This is a genomic window from Halosegnis sp., assembly GCF_042216475.1.
In the GTDB taxonomy this organism is placed as follows: Archaea; Halobacteriota; Halobacteria; order Halobacteriales; family Haloarculaceae; genus Halosegnis.
In genome coordinates this window covers 69,092-88,069 of record NZ_JBDGTV010000021.1, presented here as the reverse complement: position 1 = coordinate 88,069, position 18,978 = coordinate 69,092, and the positions used below count along the sequence as shown (strand labels likewise).

The following is an 18,978-nucleotide window of genomic DNA, read 5'->3' as shown; positions in this document are numbered from 1 at the left end:
ACGCAAGGCTACAACAGAGTCGACTAACTCCAGCGGCTCGAGGGCACGTAGCTCAGCTCGGACAGAGCGTCGGACTTCTATCGTCCGTGAGATTTCGCGCGGACGGAAGACATCCGATGGCCGTGGGTTCGAATCCCACCGTGCTCGTCCCCCTGCCTCAAAATTGACAAACAATGCTTCCTAGGCGAGAGCGGAAAGCGCCGCTGGAGTATATAGACGAATATAAAGACGTTTGCATCGTATCTTGACTTAGAATTTGATGCAGGGAAATTCTTATCACTCCCCGACAGGACGAATGGAGTGTAATGTCCGTGAACCACTCACGAACCAGCAACTACCCGGCGTGGAGGGTAACGTTCGGGCACAAACAGCACATGGAGGTGGTCAGTTGAGCACGCGGCTACGACTCTTGGTTGTACCATGATGCCCGGGGTGCGGTCGTGCTCAGACAGCTCGCATCCCACTCTCGTGTCTGGTGTGGTCCGTCTGTCCCGCCGTCGTCTCGGCGGGACAACCGCTCGCCACTGGCGTCCTATTCGCCGATACCCCGTGACGTCGTCACTCCTCGAAGACGAAGGTCCCGTCCCGCTGGACAACCTCGCCGTCGAGCTCGATGCGCGAGTCGCTACTCATGTCAATTATCATGTCGACATGGACCGCTGAGTCATTCTGCTCGACGGCCTCGCCGACCGTCTCATCGTAGGCACGCCCAACCGCGAGATGGACGGTATCCCCCATCTTCTCATCGAACAGCATATTATACGTGAATCGGTCGATATCCCGGTTCATCCCGATCCCGAGCTCGCCGGGTCGTCGTGCCCCCTCATCGGTGGTAAGGATATCATCAAGCACGTCCTCGTTCTTCTCGGCGCTCCACTCGACGGCCTCACCGTCCTCGAAGCGAAGGCGCGCGCCGGTTATCTCGCGGCCGCGCTGGTAGACGGGCTTGTCGAACAGCACCTCTCCCTCGACGCTGTCCGGGACCGGCGCAGTGAACACCTCGCCGCCAGGAAGGTTTGCCTCTCCGTAGTCGTTGAGTGTGTGGTTGCCGGCGATGCTCATTCGCACGTCCGTCGCCTCCCCCGAGACAATCCGCACCTCGTCGGCCGCGTCCAGCCGCTCTTTCATCTGCGCTTGGTGCTCGCGGACGGCGTCCCAGTCCTTCAGGACGGCGTCGTAGACGAAGTTCTCGTAGCCCTCGGTGGACATCTCCGCGAGCTGGGCGTTCGCCGGTGCGGGGTGCTGGGTGAGACACCACGTCTTCCCCAGTCGTTCTTCCAGTAATGGCTGGCGGGCCTGTGAATAAGCCGACTGGGTCGCTCCGTTGATATCCGCCTCCTCGGTGACGTTCGCGTCTCCCCGAACCGCGATGTAACTATCCATCGCCTCGAACAGCGCCATCTCGTGGGTCGGCAGGTCGAAGTCGCCGTCGTGGTTGCGGAGGTACGCCCGCCGGAATCGCGTCCCAGTCCGGCTTTGGACGACCAGCGGGTTCGCGCCGACGTCGGCTAATTTCTCGTGAAGCGCGGTCACAAGGTCCTCGGCGACCGAGTGGGCGTCGATGACGACGTCGTCACCGGATTCGACGCCGATGGAATGGTTGACGATGACGGCCGCGTGTTCGCGTACACGTGGGTCCATGGGCGTGGATACATCGGAGCGTGAAAACGGGTTTCGGCTCCCCGCGACCGTCGCGTACTTGTCCCGCGAGCCGAACCGTGGCGTATGGACTTCCGCTCGGACACCGTCACGCGCCCCTCGGAGGCGATGCGTGAGGCCGCTCGGGATGCCGATGTCGGCGACGATGTGTACGCCGAAGACCCCACGGTCAACGAACTGGAACGCCGCGCCGCTGATGTCGTCGGTACAGAGGCGGCACTGTACGTCCCGTCTGGGACGATGGGAAATCAGGTCGCCATCCGCACGCATACCGACCGCGGCGACGAACTGCTATGTGAGGTGGAGAGTCACGTCTACAAGTGGGAACTGGGCGGCATCGCCCAGCACTCGGGCGTGCAGGCCCGCACCGTCGCGGGCGACGAGCGGGGGGTCATCACTCCAGAGCAGGTCCACGAGGGGTACGTTCCCGAGAGCGGTCACCGACCGGGAACGAGCCTGCTGTGCCTGGAGAACACCCACAACAGCAAGGGTGGAACGGCCATCGCTCCCGAGAACATCGCCGCGGCGGCCGCGGCCGCTCGCGAGCACAACCTCGCGGTTCATCTCGACGGTGCACGGCTGTTCAATGCTGCAGCCGCACTCGGCGTTGACGCGAGCGCACTCGTCGACCCGGTCGATACTGTCCTGTTCTGCCTCTCGAAGGGGCTCGGTGCGCCTGTCGGGTCAGTGCTTGCCGGCCCGAGCGACTTCATCGAACGAGCCCGCCGAACCCGGAAGCTGTTCGGCGGCGGGATGCGACAGGCCGGGATGGTCGCCGCTCCCGGGCTCTGCGCGCTGGAGAACCGCAGTCGGCTCGCTGAAGATCATGAACATGCGCGCGCACTTGCCGACGGACTGGCCGACATCGATCGGCTTACAGTCCACACACCGGAGACAAACATCGTGCTCGTCGACACTGAGATGCCCGCCCAGACGTTTCTTGACGCCCTCGCCACCGAGGGCGTGCGGGCCTCGGAGTTCGGCACACACCAGGTCCGATTTTGTACACACTGGGATGTCGACGAGACGGATGTCGCTGAGGCGGTGGCGGCGGCGGAACGCGCCGTCGCTGCGGCCGTCTAACCACCTCGTGCTGTGGTGAGCGTGGGTATCGGCAGGGTCTGCGGTTCCGCTGTACGAACGACGAGTGTGACGTGGTGCAAGACCACGCCGACCGGAACGCATCAGTGAACATCGCGTGGCGCGAGAAGGCAAAACTCGACGGTAACACGACGAATTACCGGACTCACAAAATCCAACCGCAGGTGCGGTTGGTGCGTCTGTTCGGGTCGAGGCGTGTAAGCCGCCCAACCTCATCCCGCTCGCTTGCCGAACAGGGAGTGCTAGCGCACGGCTGAGAGAATCATAAAAGTCTCGGGCCACCGCGCCCGAGGCTGTCTACTCGCGTCGGGAGCCCTCGCGGAGTCCGTCAGCGAAGGCCAGCAGTGTCCGCCGGACGAACAAATAGACGACAAGAACGACAAGGAGGATGGCCGCGATGATGGCTACGAGCCATGGGTCGACGCTGAGCATGCTGCGGGGTCGGTCCTCCGGCGCAAAGGCGTTTCCCTCCAAAGGCTGATACCGTCGGCCTCGGACGGTTGGCTGTGAGTCTGCTGCCCTCCAAGCCGGACATCTCCGCGGACGGTGAGCCGCGAGTCGTCGGCCTCGACGGTGAGGATGCCGAGGCCGTCCTCTCCGCGCTCTCTTCGTCGACCGCCCGCCGCATCGTTACTGAACTGCATGAGGAACCTGCCCCACCCTCCGAACTCGCCGATCGTGTCGACAGCACTATCCAGAACGTCCAATATCACCTCTCGCAGCTGGACGATGCCGGCGTCGTTGAGGTGGCCGGAACCGCCTACTCCGAGAAGGGCCGCGAAATGGACGTGTACGCGCCCGCCGACGAGCCGCTCGTCATCGTCGCTGCTGACGAGGAGGAGACGGCCGGGCTACGCGGGGTGGTGTCACGGCTGCTCGGCGCTGTCGCTGTCTTGCTTGTCGGGAGCGCGGCCGTCCAGCAGGTGATCGGCGACGGGCTTCTGCCCGGCCCCTTCGCGGGGACCAGTGGCGCCGGCGGTGGCGCCTCGGGAGAATCGGATGCAGCCGCCACTACGACGCCCACGCCGGCGCCAGAGCCGACAGCCGCGGAGGTGGCTACCCAGACACCAGCCGCGGTCAGCGCCGGCGGCGGCGACCTCGTGGGGACGCTCCCCCCGGGACTGCTCTTCTTTCTCGGCGGACTGTTTGGACTCATCCTAGTGACACTGGTGTACGCTAAAACCACCGTTTGAGCCTGCATTACCGTCTTTCCATCCCCGGCCAATGTTCCGGTGCTGGCGCGGTCGGCCCTCCATCCCTGTCAGTCAGCCGGCATACTCGATAGTGAACGACTCGAGTCGTTCATCATCGGGTGTCACCAGCCGGCCCTCCAGCGTCTCCGCCTTGATCGTCAGTTCTGCATGGGCTGGGCGGTGCCACCGCGGGTCGGCGTGGCTCCCGGGGTTGCAGACTGGGATAGGACCGAGCCGCTCGAACCCGGGATTGTGTGAATGGCCGACGCAGACGAGGTCAGCGTTCGCTTGGCGGCCAAACAGCTCCAGGGCTGTGGCGGTGTGCTCGTGGCCGTGTGCCAGCGCCAGCCGTATGCCCTCGTGGCGAACGACGCGCGTATCGGCTGTCCGGTCGCGAACCGCGGGTGGGTCATTGTTGCCGTAGACGGCCGTGAATGAGTCGCTCCCCACCTTGGCCTCGAAGGCATTGAACACACGCTCGGTGGTGAAGTCACCGCAGTGACAGACCAACTCGGCTTCGGCGACCGCCTCGCGGGTGCGGCCCCTCAGCCGGTGGTCCTCACGGCCGTGGGTGTCTGAGAGGACGACAATCACGCCTAGAGGTAGTTGGGGCGTGACAAGGCCTTTGCCGTATCCCTGCCACGTCCGTCCAATGGCAAGTAGCGTGGCCGTGGTACTCGCGGCGCTGTTCGCAAACGGCGCCATCGCCGTGCTGAAATTCGGGGGGTATCTCTTGACCGGATCGCCGGCGATGCTCTCGGAGACGTATCACTCCGTCTCGGATACAGGCAACCAGGTCTTCCTGCTCGTTGGCATCTTCTACGGCCGGAAAGAGGCAACCCGCGACCACCCGTTCGGCTATGGGAAGGCGCAGTTCTTCTACTCGTTTTTAGTGAGCGTGCTCTTATTCGGCATTGCGGGCTGGGAGTCGCTGAAACACGGCTATCACGCCATCACCCATCCCGAGCCGGTGGCGACAGGATCGGTAACCCTCCCCGTCGCACTGCCGGCTGTTGGGACGGAGGTACCGAGCGTCTGGGTGAACTACGCCGTCCTGCTGGGTGCCATCGCCTTTGAATCGTACGCGCTGAAGAAGGCGTACGCTGCGATCAAAAAGCAGATCGACGAGCACAGCTGGTCTGGGCTGCGGGAAGCGTTCAAAAAGACGGCCGACGTGACCGTGCTTACGGCGCTCACCGAAGACGCCATCGCAATGGGCGGCGCCGGGTTAGCGCTGCTGGGTGTGTACCTCTCGCGGGTGACTGGCAACCCTATCTATGACTCCGTGTCGGCAGCGCTCATCGGTGTGATGTTGATGAGCTTTGCCGTCGCGCTTGCGTGGGAGAACAAGCGGCTCCTGCTCGGCGAATCGCTGCCGCCCGCTCAGGAGCGGGAGCTGCGGACGCTTGTCACTGACTGGGACGGCGTTACCGATATCGTTGACTTCCGGACGGTCTACTTCGGCCCAGCGAAGGTGCTCGTAGTCGCAGACGTCTCCTTTGATCCCAACCTCGACACCGCGGCGATGGACGAGCACATCACGGCCATCGAGGACGCGATACGCGAGCGAGCGCCAGATGTCTCGAAGGTATATATCGAGCCGGAGCGCTGACGCACTGGCCAGCTTTATTTCCACCACGGGGGGCGACCCTTTTTATACAAGAGTGCCACAGAACCGGTGTGGCAGAGACGGCGTCGTTCCTCCGGTATTTCCCGTACGAGGAACCCTACGACCACCAGCGCGATGCGATGGAGCGCATCGACGAGGCGCTCGCCGACGAGCGGGACGTGCTGTTTGAGGGGGCCTGCGGCACGGGGAAGACGCTCGCTGCGCTGGCGCCAGCGCTGGCGTACGCTGACCGCGAGGACAAGACCGTCGTCATCTCGACAAACGTCCACCAGCAGACCAGACAGTTCATCGAAGAGGCTCGCGCCATCACGGACCAGCAGCCGCTTCGAGCCGTCGTGTTTCGCGGCAAGGGGTCGATGTGTCATATCGACGTTGACTACGAGGAGTGTCAGGCGCTGCGGGACACAACCCGCGAACTCGTCGACAATGAAGAGGAGCTGGCGGAGCTGGAGGCCCGTGAGGAGGAATTGCTTGCGGCCGCACAGGAAGGCAACGAGGAGGCCGCTGAAGCCCGCTCGGCGGTGATGGAGGAACTCGAGGTACTCTTGGACGACGTCGAGACGCTCCGCGAGGAGGGGAACATCTGCGAGCGATTCCACGCGAATCTCACCGATGACACCGAGGAGTTCTACGCATGGCTCGACGGGAACGTCCGCACCCCCGAGGAGGTGTACGAGTACGCCGAATCGGCGGGCTACTGCGGTTACGAGCTGCTGAAGGAAGGAATGGAGGGGGTCGATCTCGTCATCTGCAACTATCACCACCTGCTCGATCCAATGGTGCGCGAGCAGTTCTTCCGATGGCTTGGTCGAGACCCCGAGGACGTCATCACCGTCTTCGACGAGGCGCACAACGTCGAGGCGGCCGCCCGTGAGCACGCCACCAGTGACCTGACAGAGACGACGCTGACGAGCGCACTCGATGAACTCGGGGATGTCGACGACTACCGCACGGAGGCTGCCGACCGCGTAATCGGTGCGTACCGCGATGCGCTTGCGGGCGTCTACGACGAGGCGCTGTCGGTCGGCGACCGCGAGGCCGTCGACGAGGAGTGGACCGATCTCACGGTCGAATCGGAGACAGGCCGAGACGACCTCACTGTGGCCTTCCTTGAGGCCTACGAGGGACCGGGATTTCGGCAGGATCTCGATGCCGCCCTCGAGTTGGGCGAGACGCTTGACCGCCGCTACCAGGAGCAGTACAAGAATGGTGAGACAACGAGCCGCAAGGAGTGTCGCGTCCTGCAAGCGGCGGGATTCATTGATGAGTGGATGACTCGAGCCATCGCCGCCGACGCATACCCGGTCGTCTCCGTCCGCCGCGGCGATGGTGGTATCTATGGACGCGCGGAGTTGTACGCCTGTCTCCCGCGATCGGTGACGGCGCCGCTGTTCGAGAACCTCCACGCCTCGGTTCTGATGTCAGCGACGTTGCGGCCCTTCGACGTCCTCGGCGACGTCCTCGGCATCGAAGACCCCGTTAGGATGGCCTACGGTGAGCAGTTCCCCGAAGAGCGGCGCCGAACGTTCGCCGTCGACGTGCCGGCGCTGTTCGCCTCTACCCGCGATGACCCCGGCACCCAAGAGACGGTGACCGAACTGCTGACCGATGCCGTCCGGTTCACGCCAGGTAACACGCTCGTCTTTTTCCCGTCGTATGCGGAGGCTGAGCGCTACTACCACCGGCTCGGCACGGACGCAACGCCGTACCTCGACCGACCGGGCGTGCGCGCACAGGAACTGAAAGAGGAGTTCGTCGCCGACGATGACGGCGTCCTGTTCACGTCGCTGTGGGGAACGCTCGGCGAAGGAGTGAGCTACGATGGCGACGACGCCCGGACTGTCGTTGTTGTCGGCGTCCCCTATCCCCGGCTGGACGACCGGCTCGAAGCTGTCGAGCGGGCGTATGCGGAGACATTCGACGAGGCCGCCGGCTGGGAGTACGCAGTCGAGGTGCCGACGGTTCGCAAGACACGGCAAGCGCTCGGGCGGGTCGTCCGCTCACCCGAGGATTTCGGCGTGCGCATCCTGCTTGACGAGCGGTACACTGCGCGCAACGCTGCTGAACTCGGCGACTACTCGGTCCACGAGACGTTTCCCCCTGAGGAACGGCGCGAGCACATCGATGTCCGCCCAGGCAAACTCAAGTACGCGATGCTGAACTTCTACGTCGACATGGACGCTTTCGACGGGACGCCGCCGACACCCTAAGCTGGAAGCGAAATAGACTCTACGGTCAGTTCTTTCCCGGGGTGCCACAGCGCCAGCCGCTCAACGGTCCACTCGTACGACTCCACCTCGCGGCCCAACAGATCCGCGGCGTCACCGCCCCGGGCAATCGTGACGTGCGGGTCGTACTCGTCGCCCTCGAATCCCTCAACGGGGTCGAACGTCTCGCAGAGTCGGCGGTGGACCCGCTCGAGCCCAGGCGACTCGATAGCGAGATAGGCGACAGGCGCCGGTCCGGTCGGTGGCTCGCGAAAGACATCGACGCCGGTTACGCGGGCGGCGAACGGCGCTGTCCCAGCAAGTGTTTCCCGGGCCTGGCGCGCCATTGTCGCAAACCGATCGTCAGGGAGCCGTTTAGCGACGAGACTATGACCGCGCCGGGGCGTCGCAGTGACCAGTTCAGCGGCAAGCCCGCGGGCCAGCCGCACCACCTCCCCTGGGACAGGGACGTTGACGCTGTACACGATTGACCGACGGGGTCTGACGGCTAAATCCTGTCGAGAAAGAACAGCACAATAAGCACCACCAGTAGCAACCCGATAATCGAGCTGAACGGCCCAAGTAGTACTCCCAACGCGAAATCAAGCACCTCGAGGCCAATCCAGATGAGCACAAGCACGAGTATCACCTTCAGCAGGTCGTCGGCGTCTACCATACGATGGCTGCGATAGCCGGCCCGTTAAGCCGTCCGGCCGGACGGCAACAAGCGATCTGTGGAGACGGCGCCTCCGCTCGTCCGTGACTCGTGTCAGTGTCGTCGTGGCGGTGTTACTCGTCGTCGCCAGCGGTACGCTCGCTGGCGCGGCGGGCACGAGCGCAGGCACGGGAGCACCTTCGCCCGACGGTGTCCTCCTGCAGGCAGCCATTGACGCCGATGGTGCGGCGACGTGGACCGTAGAACACCGATTTCGGCTTGACGACGAGAACGCGACAGAGGCCTTCGAGACACTCCAGGCGGCCATCGAGAACGGCACCGAGTATCGCGACCGGTTCCGGGCGCGAATGGAGGCAACCGTCGCCGACGCCGAGAACGCCACCGGTCGCGAGATGAGCATTGAGGACGCCCGCATCGCACTATCGACGACTGACGGCGGCGAGACCGGTAACGTCACGCTGTGAGTGACCTACAGTGGGCTGGCGGCCGTCGATGGCGACCGGCTCGTGGTGACCGAGCCGTTCGCGAGCGGCTTCGAGCCGGATCGACTGTTCGTCGTCCGCGGACCGGAGGGTTACGCCGTGAGCGAGGCGGCGTCGCAGCCGACGGCGACCGACGACTGGTCGGGGCGTTACGAGGCGGAGACGGGCCTCGACGGCTTCGCAGTGTCGCTCGCGCCGACAGAGACGGAGTCGACTGGTACGACGACGGACGGCGGCGGCGAACCGACTGAGACGGGCGGTCAGCCAGGCTTTGGCGTCGTCGCGGCGCTGGTCGCGCTTGCGGCCGTCCTCGTCGCGCGCCGCTGAGACCGCGTCTCGGAAGGTTTTAATACGTCGACACAGACCCTATGCACACATGACGAGCACCGTGCCGTCCCGCCGTTCGCCGGCATCCAGCGGTGCCTCCACCTTCTCGCCGCGACCGCGACCGGGCCTTTGAGCCCGTATTAGTACCCACTTCCACGACGGTCGCACCGCTCTTGACGACACACCGCCCGGTTCGGCGGTGACTACACACCATACACAACACACATGACGGAGAAAGTCGCGCTCGCCTTCTCAGGGGGGCTCGATACGACGGTTTGCGTACCGCTGCTGAAAGAGGAGTACGGCTACGACGAAGTCGTGGCCGTGACGGTCGATGTCGGCCAGCCGGCCGAAGAGTTCGATGAAGCCCAGGAGACGGCCGACGCGCTCGGGCTGGACATCCACGTGGTCGACGCGAAAGAAGAGTTCGCCGCGCTTGCCCTTGATGCCGTCCGCGCGAACGCCACATACCAAGGGTACCCGCTGGGCACCGCCCTCGCGCGGCCCGTCATCGCTTCGGCTATCCTCTCGGTGGCAGAATCGGAAGGCTGTACGGGTATTGCACACGGCTGCACGGGGAAGGGGAACGATCAGCTTCGGTTCGAGGCCGTCTGGCGCGACTCCGAACTGGAGGTTATCGCGCCGGTGCGCGAGCTGGGGCTCACCCGTGAGTGGGAAAAAGAGTACGCTGCCGAACGGAACCTCCCCGTCCAGGGGGGCAATGGCGGCGACTACTCTATCGACACGAACCTCTGGTCCCGCTCCGTCGAGGGGAAAGAACTAGAGGAGCCGAGCTACGTCCCTGGCGAGGAGATATACGAGTGGACAGAGCCGCCGGGTGCTGACACCGAGGAGGTGACCATCAAGTTCGAGCAGGGCTACCCGGTCGCCGTGAACGGTGAGGAGATGGAACCGGTCGCGCTCATTGACCACCTCAACGAACTCGCGGGCAGCTATGGGGTCGGGCGCACGGATGCGATGGAGGACCGCATGCTCGGACTGAAGGTACGCGAGAATTACGAGCACCCGGCGGCGACGACGCTGCTGAACGCTCACGCCGGGCTAGAGGATCTTGTGCTGACGAAGGAGGAGCGGTCATTCAAAACACTCGTTGACAACGAATGGGCTGAAAAGGGGTACCAGGGGCTCGTGGACGCGCCGCTGGTCGGTGCGCTCGACGCCTTCGTCGCGAAGACCAACGAGCGAGTGACCGGCACCGTCACCGTCCGGTTCGAGGGCGGTCAGGCTCGTGTCGTCGGCCGCGAGTCGCCGTACGCTGTCTACTCCGCAGAGGCAGCCTCGTTCAATACAGAGGACGTCACAGGCGGCATCGAGCAGGCGGACGCCACCGGCGTCGCCAAGTACCACGGCTTCCAAGAGCGGTTGGCGAATCGCAGCAGCGAGGCGGCCAACCAGTCGGAGGGCGTCACCGCGACCGACGGCGGCGACCGGCCGACGCTCGGGGACGAGTCGCCTCTGTCGGGAACGGACGTCGACGAGACGGCAAGCGAGTACGAGGACTGAGATGAGCGAGGAACCCGAGGATGTGGTGCGACGCGAGCGGTTCAGCAGCGGCCCCGCCCGCGGGTTCCTCTCGTCGCTGGCGGCCGATGAGCGCATTTTCTGGGCGGATCTGCAGGTAGACCGCGCCCATGTGGTCATGCTCGCGGAACAGGGAATTCTCGGAGACGACGAGGCCAGCGAGATACTCAGCGCGCTCGCCGAGGTGGAGGCGGCTGGCCACGGTGCACTCCCAAACGGCGAGGACGTCCACGCGGCCATCGAGACAGCCGTCATCGACCGGATTGGCCCCGTCGGCGGGAAGATGCATACCGCCCGGTCGCGCAACGACGAAGTGGCGACCTGTCTGCGCCACCGGCTGCGGGCGGACACCCTCGATCTTGTCGAGACGGTTCTCGCTGCCCGGGAGGCGCTTGTGGAGACAGCCAGCACCCACGTGGAGACGGTGATGCCCGGCTTCACTCACCTCCAGCCAGCCCAGCCGACTACGCTCGCCCACCACCTGCTCTCGTATGAGTCGGCGCTGGCCCGCGACACGGAGCGGCTGCTGGCAGCATACGATCGTACCAACCGGTCGCCGCTGGGCGCGGCCGCGTTCGCCGGCACCACCTTCGACGTGAACCGCGAGCGGACAGCCGAACTGCTTGGCTTCGACACCGTCCTGGAGAACGCGACAGACGCCGTTTCTGCGCGGGACTTCCTGACGGAGACGACCGCCGCAGCGGCGACGCTCGCGACAACGCTGTCGGGGCTGGCGGAGGATATCATTGTCTACGCAAACAAGGGATTCGTCGAACTCGACGACGATTATGCCTCCACCTCTTCTATTATGCCCCAAAAGAAGAATCCGGATACCCTGGAGCTGGTCCGGGCAAGTGCTGGCGACGCGACCGCAGGGCTGAACGGTCTGCTCACGACGCTGAAAGGACTGCCACGGGCGTACAACCGCGATCTCCAGCGCGCCCACGACCATGCGTTCGAAGCGGTCGACGCCGTCCGCGAGGCAACCGATGTCGCGGCTGGTGCTGTCGCCACCGCGACGTGGGAGAAGGATGCGCTCGCTGCGGCCGCCGGCGAGGGGTTCTCGACAGCGACTGGTGTGGCAGACCTGCTTGCGGCCGCGGGAGTCCCGTTCCGGACGGCTCACGAGATTGTCGCTGACGCGGCCGAGCGGGGCGGCGACCGCGAGGCAGTCGAGGCCGCAGCCGCCGCGGCCGACGTGGAGCTCGCGGTGGACGACGCAGCCCTTGAGGCAGCGCTTGATCCTGCCAAGAGCGTGCAGTCGCGTGACTCGCTCGGTGGACCCGCGCCCGAGACAGTATCTGCCGCGGTGGAGCGAGCGGCCAGCGATGCCGCCGAAGCAGAGACAGCCGTCGCAGCACGCCGTGAAGCGCTCGCGGACGCCGAGGAGCGGCTGGCCGCGGAGGTGGCAACGTATGTGTGAGTCGGCCGCCGGCCCACGACCGCTGCCGCCGTCCCCTCCGGGGGACACCTAACAACATCCTGATACACGAACTAGGACACGACCTCGGACGCCCGATTCCGTCGTCAGCGGCGGCGCTGTGTTGTTATTATTTCTTGACAAGTTCGATGCGCTTAAGGGTCTGAAGCGTGGAGAGACAGGTGATGGCAGAATGCATCGAGTGCGGGGCCGACGTGACCCTGCACGACAACCTCGAAGTGGGAGAGATAGTCGACTGTGCAACCTGCGGTGCGGAGCTTGAAGTGCTGGGGACCGACCCCGTCGAGCTGGACTCCGCGCCCGAACTCGAGGAGGACTGGGGCGAGTAGCCCCCGCTGGCACAGACCGATGCAGATTGGAATGCTCTACTCGCGCATCCGCCGGGACGAGAAGCTGCTGCTCTCGGAACTGCGCGAGCGCGGCCACGATGTCGTCAAGATCGACGTCCGAAAACAGCGGTTCGGGCTGGCGGACCCGCCGGGCGGTATCGGAGAGTGTGACCTCGTACTCGACCGGTGTCTGGCGACCTCGCGGTCGCGGTACGTTACCCGGTTCGTCGAGCACTACGACGTGCCGGTAGTGAACCACCCCGAGACTGCGGCGGTCTGTGCCGACAAGGCGCGTAACAGCCTCGTACTCGCGGACGCCGGGATTCCGACGCCCGCGACGGAAGTGGCGTTCACAAAGGAAGCTGCTCTCGAGGCTATCGAATCGTTCGGCTACCCCTGTGTGCTCAAGCCCGTCGTCGGCTCATGGGGCCGACTGATGGCGAAGGTGGACTCACGGAACGCCGCGGAGGCAATCCTCGAGCACAAGGAGACGCTCGGCCACTACGAACACAAGGTGTTCTATGTGCAGGAATTCGTCGAGAAGCCAGGCCGAGACATCCGCGTGGTGACTGTCGACGGCGAGCCAGTCGGGGCGATGGCCCGCTCGTCGGACCACTGGCTTACCAACGCCGCCAAGGGCGCCGAGACAGAGCGCATCGAGGTGGACGACCAGATGCGCGAATTAGTCGAACGGGCCTCCGACGCGGTCGGCGGTGGCCTGCTCGGCGTCGACCTGATGGAGACAGGCGACGCTTACACCGTCCATGAGGTGAACCACACCGTCGAGTTCAAAGCGCTCAACGAGGTTGCAGAGGCAGATGTACCGAGCGTTGTTGTCGACTGGCTCGAAGAACGCGCTCGCGCGGGCGTTCAGGAGGCCCCTGTATGAAGGCGAGCGTCGTTGGCGCCTCCGGATTCACCGGCGGCGAACTCTGCCGGCTGGTCGACGGCCACCCCGAATTCGAGCTTGCCCAGGCCACCTCCCGCGAATACGCCAACCGGACCGTCGGCCACGTCCATCCGAACCTCAGACACGTTGACCTTCGGTTTACGGAGCCAGACGAGTTGGAGCGCGTGGACGTGCTGTTCGCCGCGACGCCCCACGGCGTTTCGATGAACAATGTCGACGCATTCCGCGCGGCAGCTGACACTGTTGTCGACCTGTCGGCAGACTTCCGGTTGAGCAACGAGGCCGCCTACGACGAGTGGTACGACGGCCACGACCGGCCAGAGCTGCTCGCCGAGGCCGAGTATGCCCTACCGGAGCTGAACCGCGAGAATCTCCCTGGCGCTGATCTCATCGCCGCTGGCGGCTGTAACGCGACAGCTACAATTCTTGGCCTGCTCCCGCTCTTCGAGGCGGACGTGCTCTCGGGCGACGAGCAGGTGGTCGTGGACGTGAAGGTGGGCTCCTCGGAGGGCGGCGCTGGCGGCGGCCGCGCGTCAAGCCATGCCGAACGGTCTGGGGTCGTCCGGCCGTATGCGCCAACGGGCCACCGCCACGAGGCCGAGATTCAAGACTTCCTTGGACTCGATGTCTCTTTTACTGTCCATGCTGTCGACATGGTGCGTGGCGCTGCCGCGACGTGTCATGTCTTCCCCGACGAGCCGGTATCGAAGGGAGACCTCTGGAGCGCATACCGCGGCAGCTACGAGGAGGAACCGTTCGTCCGGCTGGCCGCCGGCGGGGGTGGGGTTTACCGCTACCCGGAGCCGAAGGCTGTCGCCGGCTCGAACTTCGCAGAGGTTGGCTTCGAACTCGACCCCGCGAACCGTCGGCTGGTCGTCTTCTCGGCTATCGACAACATGATGAAAGGCTCTGCGGGCCAAGCGATTCATGCCGCGAACATCGCCGTCGGACTGGCGGAGACTGCCGGACTCGAGTCGACCGGGTTCCACCCGGTGGGGGCGCCCTGATGACGGTCGTCGTGAAGATTGGCGGCGCCCGGGCTGTCAACCCCGCTGGGGCGCTCGCGGATGTCGCTGCCCTTGAGGCGGACTGTGTCGTCGTTCACGGCGGCTCAACCGCTGTCGACGATACGCTTGAGGCGATGGGGGAGGAACCGGAGTACGTCGAAACGCCCGACGGCGTCGTTGGACGATTCACCGACGAGGCGACGATGGATGTATTCAAGATGTCGCTTCCTGGGCTCGTCAATACAGACCTTGTCACGGGACTCCAAGAGGTAGGCGTCGACGCCGTCGGTCTGTCGGGCGTCGACGGAGGCCTGCTGACGGGCCCGCGCAAATCGGCCGTACGGGTGATTGAGAACGGCAAGCGGAAGATACGCCGCGGCGATCACTCCGGAAGCATTGATGCAGTGAACGCCGACCTGCTGGAGACGCTGCTGGCGACCGGCTACACGCCCGTCGTCTCGCCGCCGATGCTGGCCGATGACGGTGTCGCGGTCAACACGGATGCCGACCGCGCGGCTGCGGCCATCGCAGGTGCGCTTGGCGCGCGCCTCGTCGTCCTTACCGACGTCGAAGGCGTCTACGCCGACCCTGACGATCCCGCCACCCGCATCGACGCTGTCGAGACGCCCGCCGACTATGAGACCCTCAAAACGGCCGCCGAGGGGTTCATGACACGGAAGGTGATGGCCGCGACCGAGGCGCTGGAGGCGGGCGCCAGCGAGGTCATCATTGCAAGCGCGAACGCTGAGACGCCCATCACGGGTGCACTCGACGGCGATGGGACCCATGTCTACCCGGAGGCAGTCCAATGAGCTCGTTTGTCTTCTCCGAGAAGCCGATTCAGATCGAATCTGGCGACGGAATGTATCTTACCGCGACAGACGGGACAGAGTATCTCGACTTTGGTGCCTCCTACGCCTGTGTCCCCGTTGGTCACTCACATCCGGCGGTCGTTGACGCCATCGGTCGGCAGGCAGAGCAACTGACGTACGTACAGGCGTCGTATCCGCAGGCTGCGCGGACAGCGCTGTACGAACAACTGGCAGATATCGCCCCTGGCGACGTGGACAACGTTTGGCTGTGCAACTCCGGAACGGAGGCCAACGAAGCGGCCCTGAAGTTCGCCCGGTCCGCAACGGGTCGCTCGAAAATAATCGCGACCACGCGCGGCTTCCACGGCCGTACGATGGGCGCGCTCGCTACCACCTGGAAAGACAAGTATAAGAAGCCGTACGAGCCGCTCATCGACGGCGTGGAGTTCGTCTCCTACGGCGACAGCGAGGCGATGGCCGACGCTATCGACGACGAGACTGCGGCGGTCATTCTCGAGCCATTGCAGGGGGAGGGGGGAATCAACCCGCCGTCGACAGAGTTCCTGCAGACGGCCCGCGTCCACACCGCTCAGCACGGCGCCGCGCTCGTGATGGACGAAATCCAGACCGGGCTCGGCCGCACCGGGGCAATGTGGGCTACCCAGCGTCACGACGTGGTGCCGGACGTGCTCACGTCCGCAAAGGGGATCGCCTCCGGGCTGCCGCTCGGGGCAACCCTCGTGCGCGACTGGGTGGCCGACGGCGCCGCCAGCCACGGCTCGACATTCTCGGGTACCCCTGTCGTCTGTGCCGCAGCTGGTGCGACACTCGACGTCATCGAGTCGGAATCGCTCGTCGATAACGCCGCAGAGATGGGTCAATATCTGCGGGCAGAACTTGAGCGGCGGCTCGGTGACGATGTCCGTGACGTGCGTGGTGAGGGACTGATGATTGGCGTCGAGGTGAAGCGAGGGGCAAACCGGCTGCTGCGCGAGCTCGCATTGAATCACCAGCTGCTCGCACTCCCGGCCGGGCGGACGGTGCTCCGGTTGCTCCCGCCGCTCGTTGCCGAAGAGACACACTGTGACGCCGTTGTCGACGCGCTGGCAGAGGTGGTCTCGTGAGCACGCTGACCGCGGACCCCGACCGCGAGGTCCGCGACCTGCTGCGTGCGCTCGTATCGATTCCCTCCCCGACCGGCGAGGAACAGGCCGCCGCCGAGCGACTGGTCGAGTTCTTCGAGGCCAACGGCCGCGAGGCATATCGCGATGAGGCCGGCAACGTACGCGCGCCCGCCGACGACGCTGTACTGCTGACCTCCCATATCGACACCGTACCGGGCGATATCCCCGTGCGCGTATCGGAGGAAGATGAGACATACGAGCCACCGGTGCTGTGGGGTCGCGGCAGCGTCGACGCAACTGGCCCGCTGGCGGCGATGGCCGTCGCAGCCGTCCGGACAGGTGTCTCCTTCGCTGGCGTCGTCGGCGAAGAGGTTGACTCCCGAGGGGCACGCCACCTTGTCGCCGACCGCGCCGCCCCGGACGCTGTCATCAACGGCGAGCCGTCTGGCTGGGACGGCGTGACGCTTGGCTATCGGGGTATCCTCTCCGGCACCTACGTCGCCACCAGTGAGTCGGGCCACACCTCCCGGCCGGAACCGAACGCGATACAGGACGCACTCCGGTGGTGGAGCCGCGTCGAAGAGCGGTTCGAGCATGATCCATACGAGCCGACGTTCGAGCAGGTGACCGCAAAGCCAGTCACCGTCGACGGTGGCCCCAGCGACGACGGGCTCAGCGTTGAAGCGACGCTCGACGTGCAACTGCGCGTGCCGCCGGCCATGACCGTCGATGAGGTACGAGAACTCGCGGATGCCGAGGCGGCTGCCGGCCACGTGAACTGGCACGACCGGGTACCGCCGGTGATGGCCTCGCCGCGTGGCCCTGTTGCCCGCGCGTTCCGCGCGGCCATCCGCTCGGCCGGCGGCGACCCCCGGCTGCTCCGCAAGACGGGGACCAGCGACATGAACCTCTACGCCGCGTGGGATGTCCCGATGGCTACGTATGGTCCGGGCGACTCCGAACTGGACCACGCGCCCAACGAACGGCTCTCCCTGCCAGAACTGGACCGCGCGACCGCCGTGCTGGAGGAGGTGGTCGAGCGGCTATGACCCGCCACTTCACTGACGTCGACGACCTGACACACGCGGAACTCGCGGATGTGCTCACCCGCGCGGAGGATCTTAAAGAGCGGACTCGCCGGGGGAAGGCTCACCCCGAACTCGCGGGCTCGTCGCTGGCGATGATCTTCGAGAAACCATCGACACGCACGCGCATCTCCTTCGAGACGGGGATGACCCAGCTGGGGGGCCACGCGCTCTTCCTCGGGCCAGACGACATCCAACTGGGGCACGGCGAGCCAGTGAAGGATACCGCCCGCGCCATCTCCCGGTACGTCGACTGCGTGATGGGTCGGATGTTCGACCACTCGGACGTGACCGAACTCGCCGAGTATGCCACCGTTCCCGTGATTAATGGGCTGACCGACGATGCTCATCCGTGCCAGACACTGGCGGATCTGCTCACGGTGCGCGAGCGGGTTGGCTTAGACGCGAGCGTCGCGTGGGTCGGCGACGGTAATAACGTCTGTCAGTCGTTCATCAAGGGGGCCGCGATGACGGATATCGACCTGACCGTTGCGACACCGGACGGCTACGGGCCGGACCCCGTCGTCGTTGACCGGGCGGCCGCCCTCGGCGGCGCGCCGACGCTCACCAACGACCCCGAGACAGCTGTCGAAAGCGCCGACATCGTCTACACCGACGTGTGGGTGTCGATGGGCCAAGAGGACGAGCGGGCTGAGAAGCTGGCGGCCTTCGAGGGGTTTCAGGTCGACACTGATTTGCTGGGCGACCGGACGCTGATGCACTGTTTGCCGGCCCACCGCGGCGAGGAGGTGACCGACGCTGTCCTCGAGAGCGACAATGCAGCGGTGTGGCAGCAGGCCGAAAACCGCCTGCACGCACAGAAGGGACTACTGACCTTTCTACTATAGCTCGACGCCCGCGAGCACAGCGCCGGCGACGGCGCCATACGTGACGTGCCACAGCAGGCTCGGAGGAGCGAAATTTGGGAACGGCGGTGCCATCGCGAACCCGACTGCGCTCAGCCACAGCGGCATCACGAGTGCTGCAAGCAGAAGCCACGTCACGACGCCGTAGACAACGCCTGTGCTGACAATCGCCGCCGCAGCGTCGAGGTCGATTGCGCTGACGAGACCAGCGAGGACGACGCCCAGCACCGCCCCATGTGAGAGGTGGACGACGATCCCGGCCAGCAGGTTCGGCGGGAGCGCTAACCCGTACAAGCCGGGTATCGCGCCGGCGATGACTGGTGTCGCTCCCATCGCCAGCATCAGTGCGGTCATCGCGAGACCACCCGCGAGACCGGCGAGGACGCCCCGCTGCCAGGAGATACCCGTGTCGATACTAGTTGCCGTCGTCTCATTGATACCCATCGTCGGTCAGGTCGACGGCCGTCCCCGGAAAGTACCCGTGGCGACCGTGTGTCTGTGTGGCTGTGTCGCGGCCGCGACCAGCCACTCGATTGGCACGTCTCCCGATATGACGGGAAGCGAGGACTTCTTACGTCCGAGCCTGT

General features: G+C 65.2%; 21 protein-coding genes, 1 tRNA gene and 1 pseudogene. 17 read left to right on the top strand and 6 right to left on the bottom strand.

Annotation, left to right across the window (positions count from 1 at the left end; translation table 11 throughout):
* Positions 1–41 precede the first annotated feature (41 nt).
* Positions 42–147: transfer RNA gene (locus ABEJ63_RS12350), tRNA-Arg, on the top strand.
* A 411-nt stretch (positions 148–558) separates the two neighbouring features.
* Here the strand turns inward: ABEJ63_RS12350 and ABEJ63_RS12345 are convergent.
* On the bottom strand, positions 559–1,641 hold the full coding sequence (locus tag ABEJ63_RS12345) for an aminopeptidase (RefSeq protein WP_375796676.1): 1,083 nt from the start codon (positions 1,639–1,641) through the stop codon (positions 559–561).
* Positions 1,642–1,725: 84 nt separating this feature from the next.
* Here ABEJ63_RS12345 and ABEJ63_RS12340 point away from each other — a divergent pair, with 84 nt between their 5' ends.
* Positions 1,726–2,742, top strand: coding sequence for a threonine aldolase family protein (locus ABEJ63_RS12340; protein WP_375796675.1), 1,017 nt, complete (start codon positions 1,726–1,728; stop codon positions 2,740–2,742).
* A pseudogene (locus ABEJ63_RS12335) lies at positions 2,742–3,017 on the top strand (zinc ribbon domain-containing protein); the annotation flags it as partial. The gene ABEJ63_RS12340 and the pseudogene ABEJ63_RS12335, both read left to right, overlap by 1 nt.
* A gap of 40 nt (positions 3,018–3,057) precedes the next feature.
* On the opposite strand, the gene ABEJ63_RS12330 reads toward ABEJ63_RS12335, so the two are convergent.
* Positions 3,058–3,192 (bottom strand): hypothetical protein, encoded by a 135-nt coding sequence (locus tag ABEJ63_RS12330; RefSeq protein ID WP_375796674.1) that lies wholly within the window; start codon positions 3,190–3,192, stop codon positions 3,058–3,060.
* A 74-nt stretch (positions 3,193–3,266) separates the two neighbouring features.
* Here ABEJ63_RS12330 and ABEJ63_RS12325 point away from each other — a divergent pair, with 74 nt between their 5' ends.
* A complete protein-coding gene (locus ABEJ63_RS12325; protein ID WP_375796673.1) occupies positions 3,267–3,953 on the top strand; it encodes an ArsR/SmtB family transcription factor in 687 nt (228 codons plus the stop codon).
* 72 nt (positions 3,954–4,025) lie between these two features.
* On the opposite strand, the gene ABEJ63_RS12320 is transcribed toward ABEJ63_RS12325, so the two are convergent.
* Complete coding sequence (locus ABEJ63_RS12320; RefSeq protein WP_375796672.1) at positions 4,026–4,547, bottom strand: metallophosphoesterase; 522 nt, start codon at positions 4,545–4,547, stop codon at positions 4,026–4,028.
* 58 nt (positions 4,548–4,605) lie between these two features.
* Here ABEJ63_RS12320 and ABEJ63_RS12315 point away from each other — a divergent pair, with 58 nt between their 5' ends.
* Positions 4,606–5,565, top strand: a complete 960-nt coding sequence (locus tag ABEJ63_RS12315) for a cation diffusion facilitator family transporter (RefSeq protein ID WP_375796671.1) — start codon at positions 4,606–4,608, stop codon at positions 5,563–5,565.
* Positions 5,566–5,633: 68 nt separating this feature from the next.
* Positions 5,634–7,793 (top strand): ATP-dependent DNA helicase, encoded by a 2,160-nt coding sequence (locus ABEJ63_RS12310; protein WP_375796670.1) that lies wholly within the window; start codon positions 5,634–5,636, stop codon positions 7,791–7,793.
* Here the strand turns inward: ABEJ63_RS12310 and ABEJ63_RS12305 are convergent.
* Together ABEJ63_RS12305 and ABEJ63_RS12300 are read right to left on the bottom strand one after the other, a co-directional pair.
* A complete protein-coding gene (locus tag ABEJ63_RS12305; RefSeq protein WP_375796669.1) occupies positions 7,790–8,275 on the bottom strand; it encodes a 2'-5' RNA ligase family protein in 486 nt (161 codons plus the stop codon). The genes ABEJ63_RS12310 and ABEJ63_RS12305 overlap by 4 nt on opposite strands.
* Before the next feature lie 23 nt (positions 8,276–8,298).
* On the bottom strand, positions 8,299–8,466 hold the full coding sequence (locus tag ABEJ63_RS12300; protein WP_375796668.1) for a hypothetical protein: 168 nt from the start codon (positions 8,464–8,466) through the stop codon (positions 8,299–8,301).
* Positions 8,467–8,549: 83 nt separating this feature from the next.
* Here ABEJ63_RS12300 and ABEJ63_RS12295 point away from each other — a divergent pair, with 83 nt between their 5' ends.
* From ABEJ63_RS12295 to argF, 11 genes are all read left to right on the top strand, one after another.
* Entirely contained in the window at positions 8,550–8,930 is a 381-nt protein-coding gene (locus ABEJ63_RS12295; RefSeq protein WP_375796667.1) for a hypothetical protein, read from the top strand.
* Complete coding sequence (locus tag ABEJ63_RS12290; protein WP_375796666.1) at positions 8,931–9,275, top strand: PGF-CTERM sorting domain-containing protein; 345 nt, start codon at positions 8,931–8,933, stop codon at positions 9,273–9,275. It abuts the gene before it with no gap.
* Between the two features lie 225 nt (positions 9,276–9,500).
* The gene (locus ABEJ63_RS12285; RefSeq protein WP_375796665.1) at positions 9,501–10,799 is read left to right on the top strand and encodes an argininosuccinate synthase; all 1,299 of its coding nucleotides are present in this window, start codon (positions 9,501–9,503) and stop codon (positions 10,797–10,799) included.
* A gap of 1 nt (position 10,800) precedes the next feature.
* Positions 10,801–12,240: an argininosuccinate lyase gene (argH, locus tag ABEJ63_RS12280; RefSeq protein ID WP_375796664.1), complete on the top strand. Its 1,440-nt coding sequence runs from the start codon at positions 10,801–10,803 to the stop codon at positions 12,238–12,240.
* A 182-nt stretch (positions 12,241–12,422) separates the two neighbouring features.
* Positions 12,423–12,587 carry a lysine biosynthesis protein LysW gene (gene lysW, locus ABEJ63_RS12275; protein WP_375796663.1) on the top strand — a complete coding sequence of 55 codons (165 nt, stop codon included), beginning with the start codon at positions 12,423–12,425 and terminating at the stop codon, positions 12,585–12,587.
* Between the two features lie 19 nt (positions 12,588–12,606).
* Complete coding sequence (gene lysX, locus ABEJ63_RS12270) at positions 12,607–13,476, top strand: lysine biosynthesis protein LysX (protein ID WP_375796662.1); 870 nt, start codon at positions 12,607–12,609, stop codon at positions 13,474–13,476.
* Entirely contained in the window at positions 13,473–14,504 is a 1,032-nt protein-coding gene (gene argC / locus ABEJ63_RS12265; protein ID WP_375796661.1) for an N-acetyl-gamma-glutamyl-phosphate reductase, read from the top strand. The genes lysX and argC overlap by 4 nt, the downstream gene beginning before the upstream one ends.
* Positions 14,504–15,316, top strand: coding sequence for an acetylglutamate/acetylaminoadipate kinase (locus ABEJ63_RS12260; protein WP_375796660.1), 813 nt, complete (start codon positions 14,504–14,506; stop codon positions 15,314–15,316). The genes argC and ABEJ63_RS12260 overlap by 1 nt, the downstream gene beginning before the upstream one ends.
* Positions 15,313–16,440, top strand: a complete 1,128-nt coding sequence (locus ABEJ63_RS12255; RefSeq protein WP_375796659.1) for an aspartate aminotransferase family protein — start codon at positions 15,313–15,315, stop codon at positions 16,438–16,440. Before ABEJ63_RS12260 ends, ABEJ63_RS12255 begins: the two co-directional genes overlap by 4 nt.
* Positions 16,437–17,489 carry a [LysW]-lysine hydrolase gene (locus ABEJ63_RS12250; RefSeq protein WP_375796658.1) on the top strand — a complete coding sequence of 351 codons (1,053 nt, stop codon included), beginning with the start codon at positions 16,437–16,439 and terminating at the stop codon, positions 17,487–17,489. Before ABEJ63_RS12255 ends, ABEJ63_RS12250 begins: the two co-directional genes overlap by 4 nt.
* Positions 17,486–18,373: an ornithine carbamoyltransferase gene (gene argF / locus ABEJ63_RS12245; protein ID WP_375796657.1), complete on the top strand. Its 888-nt coding sequence runs from the start codon at positions 17,486–17,488 to the stop codon at positions 18,371–18,373. Before ABEJ63_RS12250 ends, argF begins: the two co-directional genes overlap by 4 nt.
* On the opposite strand, the gene ABEJ63_RS12240 is transcribed toward argF, so the two are convergent.
* The gene (locus ABEJ63_RS12240) at positions 18,368–18,835 is read right to left on the bottom strand and encodes a histidine kinase (RefSeq protein ID WP_375796656.1); all 468 of its coding nucleotides are present in this window, start codon (positions 18,833–18,835) and stop codon (positions 18,368–18,370) included. The genes argF and ABEJ63_RS12240 overlap by 6 nt on opposite strands.
* Between the last annotated feature and the right edge of the window lie 143 nt (positions 18,836–18,978).

Coding starts and splice junctions, on each gene's coding strand:
- ABEJ63_RS12300 (WP_375796668.1), bottom strand. CDS start 8,466: ATGGTAGACGCCGACGACCTGCTGAAGGTGATACTCGTGCTTGTGCTC.
- ABEJ63_RS12340 (WP_375796675.1), top strand. CDS start 1,726: ATGGACTTCCGCTCGGACACCGTCACGCGCCCCTCGGAGGCGATGCGT.
- argC (WP_375796661.1), top strand. CDS start 13,473: ATGAAGGCGAGCGTCGTTGGCGCCTCCGGATTCACCGGCGGCGAACTC.
- ABEJ63_RS12330 (WP_375796674.1), bottom strand. CDS start 3,192: ATGCTCAGCGTCGACCCATGGCTCGTAGCCATCATCGCGGCCATCCTC.
- ABEJ63_RS12345 (WP_375796676.1), bottom strand. CDS start 1,641: ATGGACCCACGTGTACGCGAACACGCGGCCGTCATCGTCAACCATTCC.
- ABEJ63_RS12315 (WP_375796671.1), top strand. CDS start 4,606: ATGGCAAGTAGCGTGGCCGTGGTACTCGCGGCGCTGTTCGCAAACGGC.
- ABEJ63_RS12240 (WP_375796656.1), bottom strand. CDS start 18,835: ATGGGTATCAATGAGACGACGGCAACTAGTATCGACACGGGTATCTCC.
- ABEJ63_RS12285 (WP_375796665.1), top strand. CDS start 9,501: ATGACGGAGAAAGTCGCGCTCGCCTTCTCAGGGGGGCTCGATACGACG.
- ABEJ63_RS12260 (WP_375796660.1), top strand. CDS start 14,504: ATGACGGTCGTCGTGAAGATTGGCGGCGCCCGGGCTGTCAACCCCGCT.
- argH (WP_375796664.1), top strand. CDS start 10,801: ATGAGCGAGGAACCCGAGGATGTGGTGCGACGCGAGCGGTTCAGCAGC.
- ABEJ63_RS12255 (WP_375796659.1), top strand. CDS start 15,313: ATGAGCTCGTTTGTCTTCTCCGAGAAGCCGATTCAGATCGAATCTGGC.
- lysW (WP_375796663.1), top strand. CDS start 12,423: ATGGCAGAATGCATCGAGTGCGGGGCCGACGTGACCCTGCACGACAAC.
- argF (WP_375796657.1), top strand. CDS start 17,486: ATGACCCGCCACTTCACTGACGTCGACGACCTGACACACGCGGAACTC.
- lysX (WP_375796662.1), top strand. CDS start 12,607: ATGCAGATTGGAATGCTCTACTCGCGCATCCGCCGGGACGAGAAGCTG.